A 6,985-nucleotide genomic window follows, 5' to 3' on the forward strand; every position below is an offset into this window, starting at 1 on the left:
TCCTGCAGCTCAAACATGGAAAGTGCTTTCAGGTAGAAGGAAAGTGCTTCTTCGTAATTTCCCGACACATTGTGGACATTCCCGATGGCACCATAAACGGCCGCCTCCAGCTTTTTATCCTTCATCCTGATGGCTTTCTCCAGAGAGATGCTGAGCAGGAGCTGGGCCGAGTCCATCTGGCTGTTCATATAATAGGCCACCCCCAGGTTGCGGTATAACCTGGCTTCCATGGAGGAATTTCTCTCCGCTTGTGCCTTTTTGATTCCGAGCTGTGCAAAATACTTTGCTTTTCCGAAATCATCGTTGAGATAGTTCCAGCTTAATTCATCACATGCCTTAAGATACTCCTCTGCCGAAAGTTTTTTGTTGGATAACAGATGTTCCAGGCTATCGGAATTCTGTCCGTATCCGTTTACCGAAAGGACGCACCATCCGGCAAACAGCAAGTTCTTGAAAACTCTTCTCTTAAAACTCATAGTATGTAGGTTAAGTGTGAACGTGTCAGAGATTTGCATAGGCAAATGTACATTAAAATTTTATCTTCAAAGATAATTTTATAGATGAGAGCAGAAAATCCCCTTTTGGGGGGTATTTTTCATGGAAACTGCTTTGTTGTTCCCATTGGTTGTACGCATGGATTACTATTTCCTTTGTTTTACGTTCCCCCGGTTGAAGGAAAAATAGATGCCCGGCAGACCTATAAGGGCAAAAATCAGAAATCCCCACTGCATCACATGCATAAAAACCGGATCTGGAGCGGCCTCTACTGATGAGCTGCCAAAGTTGATGGAAAAGAGAAAGGTGATGATGCTCATGCTGATGATCTGTCCAAATACCCGCATGGAAGCAGCAATGCCCGATGCTTGCCCGTACTGCGGCCGTTTCACGGAACTCATGATGGTATTCATATTGGGCGAAGAGAAGAGGGCAAATCCGATGCCCACCCATATCAGGATGGCAACGATCCACCCGATGGATGTGCCGGGCGAGAGAAATGCCAGCATGGCTAAGCCCGACGAACACATGGCCATGCCCAGGGTGGCAAAGTAGCGAGGCTGAATTTTGTCGGACAGCCTGCCCACAACCGGTGAAAAGAGAGCCATCATCAGTGGCTGGGCCACGATCACTGCTCCCGCGTCGCGGGGAGAGAGCCCCTGTATCTTCTGCAGGTAGAGACTCAGGAAAAAGACGATGGCGAAGGTGGCCGTGTAGTTGATGAGCGCGGAGAGGCTGGAGTATGTAAATAGTCTGTTGTGGGTAAAAAGACGGATGTCGAGCAGGGGATGGAGGGCGTTCCTTTCAACCCTCAGAAAGAGAAGCAGCATGAGGAGGGCGCCCCCCATCATAGCCCAGCCGGGGAGGGACGGGATGCGGGAAGAACCGTACACCAGGGCCGAGAGGCCTGCCATAAACAGGATGGTCCCGATATGATCGCCTTTGCCGGCCGGGCGAGCTTTCTCTTCGTTCTTTCTCATGTAGCGCAGGGAAATAAGGGTGGTAAAAAGCCCAAAGATTGTGGCAATGAGAAAAAGGGAGCGCCAGCCTGTATGGATGGTGAGAATACCGCCTGCGAGTGGCCCCAGGGCCAGTCCCGCGTAGACGGACGAAACCGAAATGCCGAGTACCTGCCCTCTTCTAGTGGCAGGAAACGTGGCCACGAGGATGGCCTGCCCGGTGGTTCCAGTGAAGGCTGCTCCCGCACCCTGTACAAAACGGCCGGCAATGAGCCAGTAGCCGTCCGGTGCAAAATAACAAAGGAGGGAAGATAATGTGAAAAGAAGAAGACCCCACTGAAAAAGCCGCCGGTTATCGTTCCGGTCGCCCCAGGTTCCGGCGGGCAGCATGAACAGGGCCGTGCCCAGAATAAAAGAGGTGATGATCCAGCTCAGCTCAATTGCCGAGAGGGAAAAGTCCCTCTCAATAGTGGGTAAGGCAATGTTGACTGCCGAAATAAGAAAGGTGCCCATAAAGGAAGTGATCGCCACCACCAGTAATACGGAAAGGTCTTCTCTTTTTCCCATTGTTTCCTGTTCGTAAAAGCCAACTCTATTACGCCATTGGCACGTGATTCCCTATTTTATATTTGCCCACTCCATGCGACCATGCCAGTCCATCCACCACCCCTGTTAATAGGTTTCCCGGATATGCTTTACCGTGACAGGGGTTCTGTCGGCGGCTTTTAACCGGGGCGAGCGGATCACGATGGTCCTTTTTTCTCCTGGCAGCAGGTTGATGAAATTATCGCTGAAACGGGCACCCTGGACAGGGATCTCCACGAAAACATCTTTTGCCAGCCTGCAGCTCGACAGGATTATGGTGTATTCTCCATCGGCATAGTGTACTTTTGTGTCGATTTTTGTTTCGGGAAGGTTCAGCTTGTTGGGCCAGTAAAAGAAGTAGTCTTTTGAAGAGATCACGTTTCCCCTGCTGTCGCCGAGAAAGGCGTGAATCATCTTGTTGGCTTTGTCGGACTCATTCAGCAGGGATGAGGCGGCAAGTGTCATCACGATGTTACTGGTGTTGGCCATGGCATGCACCTTTTCTTTGATTTCCCTTTGTTTTCCAGTAGTAAAATCAATCAGCTGCACCGTCAACAGCAGGTTATTCCTGTCCTCCAGATGGTCGGACATGGTGTAGAACTGCAACGTGTCTTCTTTGAACGCGATCCCCAGGGCGAGCGGAGCAAATACATCGCGCATCCGGTAATGCTGCGCCTTCCAGTTGTCGTAGTAGTCGATGCTCGACCAGGATACCACTGGCCAGCTGTCGTTGATCTGCCAGTAGAGTGCTCCCATGCAGTAAGGCCTGCCACGTCGCATGGCCTCTACCGACTCCTCCATGCCGTTGCCCTGCATCACCAGTCCCACGTATACAAAATCCTCAAAACTCTTCGGCTCGTGGTAATACATGTCCATGTATTTTTTGATCAGCGCGTTTCCCGTGGATGCTTTCTGGTGGACTTTCATCACTTCGCTTTCCAGGCTCCACTGGTCGGGTTCCGCAAAAGTGCGGATGGTCTTCATCTCTGGGAACGACTGAAAACCGAACTCACTGGCGAAGCGGGGTAGCCTGCCGGCCATCGCTTCAAAAGGAAGCTCTCCATACCAGAGGCCCCAGTCGTGCACGTCACCCCGGTTAAACAGGTGTGGCCTGCCCCAGTTGGCCACATCCGGCGAGCCGTGCGTATAATCACGCGTGCCGTCGTACTCCTTCACCAGGGCGGGGATCATCTCCCTGAAGGTCTTGTCGTATCCTTTAAACCAGGCATCCATCACCGCTTTGGGATACTGTTTGTCCCACCCCCAATAGTGTAAACCTTCCAGCACTTCGTTGTTGCCGCACCAGTAGGCCAGCGAAGCATGGTTGCGTAGTCGTTTGATGTTGTAAACAGCCTCCTCTTTCACGCTGGCAAGGAAGGCATCGTCGGAAGGGTAGGGGGTGCAGCCGAAAATAAAATCCTGCCAGACCAGAATTCCCCGTTCATCGGCTTCTTGGTAAAAAGCCTCATTCTCATAGATGCCTCCACCCCAGACGCGCACCATGTTCATGTGGGCACCTTCGATATGATCGAATATCTTTGTATAATATGCGCTATCCTGTTGCGTGGTGAGGATCTCTCCCGGGATGTAATTGGATCCCTTGGCAAAAAGCGGAATGCCGTTTACCTCGAAGTAAAACGAACTGCCATGTGCATCTTCTTTGGTAATATGACGGATGGAGCGAAGTCCGGTCCGGACTGTTTTTTCCGCCACCACGCTGTCTCCCACCAGCACCTGTGCCGTGAAGTCGTAGAGATGCTGTTCCCCCCAATGTGCCGGCATCCACAGTCGGGGTGCGGTTATTTCAAGCGGGAGGGAAACGATGTTTTTTCCTTTCCGGAGGGTGACCTTCTTTTCTGCCTTCCCGGGTTCGCTTTCTTTTGTGCGGTATGCTACCGACAGGGTGGCGTGCACGGGTTGCTCCGCCACGGAAATGATCTCAATCTGGTTGTCTATCCGTGCCTGTTGTGCGTTTACCGATACCTGCTTCACATAGTAGTCATCGATGCGGGCATCGTCGAAAAAAAGAACGGATACCGGCTTCCAGATGCCCATCTGTACCATGCGAATGCCCCAGTCCCACCCGAAGTGGTAAGGTGCCTTGCGGTTGTAGATGCTCAGTTTCTCCTCCCTGTGGTCGTTCCCTGCCGGGTAGTCATAGCCAAAGGTGGCTCGGGCCGGCATCATCCGCTGTATGGGGGAATAAAAGCGGATATAGAGCCTGTTTTCTCCTTCCACAAGCACGTTTTTTACCGGTATCTTGTGGCCGGTGAACATATTGTTAGTCTGCAGAATGCGGGCACCATTCAGAAACACGTCGGCATGAGTGTCCAGGCCTTCAAAAAAGATGACCGCCTCGTCGTATTTCAGTTGATCTGCAGTGACGGTAAACGATTTTTTGAAGTCCCAGTTCTCATCTTCCACCCACTGCACCTGTTTCTCGTTGGTGCCGTAGTAAGGGTCGGGCAATACGCCGTGACGAATCAGATCGCGCTGTACCGACCCCGGCACTTCCGCCGCATACCATTGCCGGAACGTTGAACCGGATTCGTTGCTGTGTGTGGCCTTGTCAGCCTGTGCGAACTGCCAGCCCTCATTCAAGGGAATCAGCTCGCTTTGTTGTGCTGTAAGCATACAGGAAATCAGGAAAAAAAGAAATGAAACTGACTTTCTCATAAAAGGGATGATATCTGCTTTTTCGTCTGCGAAAACAGTGATTGACTGCGATCAATCATCACGCAAATATAATAATTTGTTCCTGAATTCACAAGGCATCAAAAGTAAGGTTAATTTGCACAACGAAAAGGCGCACTTTCGCATAAAATCGTAAATTTGTAGTTCATTAATGCACAAAACCGAACAATGACAGAGATCACCTTCGCCGACCGCCCCGAGTTTCTGCGGCTTTATCGCAGGCTTTACTCTTTTTTGAGACAAGCCTGGGAAGGAGAGAAAGTGCTGCAGCTGAAGAGAATGCTGCAGGAGTCGCTCTCGAAGGCTGAAGTAAACCGTGACGAAGCATTGTACGATCTGCTGCTTGAGATGCGTACGGCACTGATTACCCTGGATGAGATAGGGCTGAAGCAACCTACTGTCTGCGCCGTGCTCCTGTTTCGTCCGGTGGTAAACAACGAATATACGCTTGCCGAGGTGAAGGAGTGTTTTGGGAGTGAGGTGGAGTTGATTCTCAGAGGATTGAAGAAGGTTAGCGAGTTCACCGACAAGCGGTCGACCGTAGAGTCGGAGAACTACATGCGGTTGTTGCTCTCCATGGCAGAAGATATCCGCGTGGTATTCATCATGATTGCCCGGCAGCTGCAGCTGATGCGTGATGCCAAAGGGACGGAGCGCTCGCAGCAGCTCGATCTTTCCGTGGAATCCACATTCCTGTATGCGCCACTGGCCCATCGGCTGGGCCTCTACACCATCAAATCGGAACTGGAGGATCTCTGTTTGAAGTATACCGACCGCGACTCGTATGATTTTATTGCACAAAAACTGAACGAAACGAAACGTTCGCGCGACCAATATATCCGGGAGTTCATTGAACCGGTGAAGGAACGGCTGGACAAGACGGGACTGAAGTACGACATCAAGGGGCGCACAAAGTCAATTCATTCCATCCTCAACAAGCTGAAGAAGCAGAAAATTGATTTTGAGAGTATATACGACCTCTTTGCCATCCGTGTAATCCTCGATGCACCGGCCGACCAGGAGAAGGCGCAATGCTGGCAGGTCTATTCCATCATCACTGATATGTATCAGCCCAATCCAAAACGACTCAAGGACTGGCTTTCTATTCCCAAAAGTAACGGGTACGAATCACTCCACATCACCGTAATGGGGCCAAAGGCCAGATGGGTAGAGGTTCAGATACGGACCAGGCGGATGGACGAGATCGCGGAACGGGGGCTGGCAGCTCACTGGAAGTACAAAGGGGTAAAGGAGGAGTCTACGCTGGACAACTGGTTGAATTCACTGCGCGAGTCACTTGAGGAGAGCGAGTCCAACCTGAGCCAGAAGCTGACCGACTTCAAGCTGGACCTGTATGAGGAAGAGATTTTTGTCTTTACGCCGAAGGGTGACCTTTTTAAACTCCCAAAAGGAGCGACCGTGCTTGATTTTGCTTTTGCCATCCACTCGAAGCTGGGTGCCACCTGCATTTCGGGGCGCGTGAATGGCAAGAATGTGCCCATCAAGCATCTCTTGAAAAGCGGTGATCAGGTGGAAATCAACACTTCCTCTCATCAGACGCCGAAGCAGGACTGGCTGAGCTTTGTAGTTACTTCAAAAGCACGTGCCAGAATCCGGCAGCTTCTGAAGGAAGAGGCCGGCAAGCAGGTGGATATTGCCAAGGAAACCCTGTCACGGCGGATGAAGAACCGCAAGATTGAGGTGGACGACGCGCATCTGATGCAGTTGATCAAAAAGCTCAAATATAAGACGGTGACCGATTTTTATGTGGATATTGCCGTCGAAAAGCTGGATGTGAACTGGGTCATCGATCGTTATCTGGAGCTGGAAAACAGAGAGGGCGAGGGCAGGGATTCGCACCTGCCCGTGAGTGCCGAAAGTTTCACGTTGAGGCCTCCGACACACGACTATAAAAGTAGCGACGAGCTTGTTATCGACCAGAATCTCACGGGGATAGACTATAGGCTCGCCAAATGCTGCAATCCCATTTTCGGGGACGAGATTTTTGGTTTTGTCTCCTCTCAGGGCATCAAGATACACCGTATAAACTGCCCGAATTCAAACGACCTCTTTTCCCGTTTTGGGTACCGTGTGTTAAAAGCCCGCTGGTCCGGAACCAAGGGTTCCTCAAGCTATACCATTGTGCTGCGCGTAATTGGCAATGACCAGATCAACATCGTGGCCAACCTTATTTCCATCATCTCAAAGGAAGAGGGCGTGCAGATGCGCTCCATCGCCATCGACTCCAACGA

General features: G+C 51.2%; 4 protein-coding genes. 1 reads left to right on the forward strand and 3 read right to left on the reverse strand.

Going from position 1 to position 6,985, the window contains the following annotated elements:
* The 3 genes from B3Z75_RS08545 to B3Z75_RS08555 all read right to left on the reverse strand — a co-directional run.
* Positions 1–476: tetratricopeptide repeat protein (locus B3Z75_RS08545; protein ID WP_294070170.1), on the reverse strand; the 476-nt coding region annotated here is incomplete at its 3' end.
* Positions 477–641: 165 nt separating this feature from the next.
* Positions 642–2,021, reverse strand: a complete 1,380-nt coding sequence (locus B3Z75_RS08550; RefSeq protein WP_294070182.1) for an MFS transporter — start codon at positions 2,019–2,021, stop codon at positions 642–644.
* Between the two features lie 105 nt (positions 2,022–2,126).
* A complete protein-coding gene (locus B3Z75_RS08555; RefSeq protein ID WP_294070187.1) occupies positions 2,127–4,715 on the reverse strand; it encodes a beta-mannosidase in 2,589 nt (862 codons plus the stop codon).
* Between the two features lie 186 nt (positions 4,716–4,901).
* On the opposite strand from B3Z75_RS08555, the gene B3Z75_RS08560 reads away from it, so the two are divergent.
* Positions 4,902–6,985 (forward strand): RelA/SpoT family protein (locus tag B3Z75_RS08560; RefSeq protein ID WP_294070191.1); only part of this gene is annotated, 2,084 nt, incomplete at its 3' end.

The organism is Proteiniphilum sp. UBA1028 (genome assembly GCF_002316955.1).
Taxonomy (GTDB): domain Bacteria; phylum Bacteroidota; class Bacteroidia; order Bacteroidales; family Dysgonomonadaceae; genus Proteiniphilum.

Excerpts from the sequence above, each read along its gene's own strand:
- B3Z75_RS08550 (WP_294070182.1), bottom strand. The coding sequence starts at position 2,021 with ATGGGAAAAAGAGAAGACCTTTCCGTATTACTGGTGGTGGCGATCACT.
- B3Z75_RS08555 (WP_294070187.1), bottom strand. The coding sequence starts at position 4,715 with ATGAGAAAGTCAGTTTCATTTCTTTTTTTCCTGATTTCCTGTATGCTT.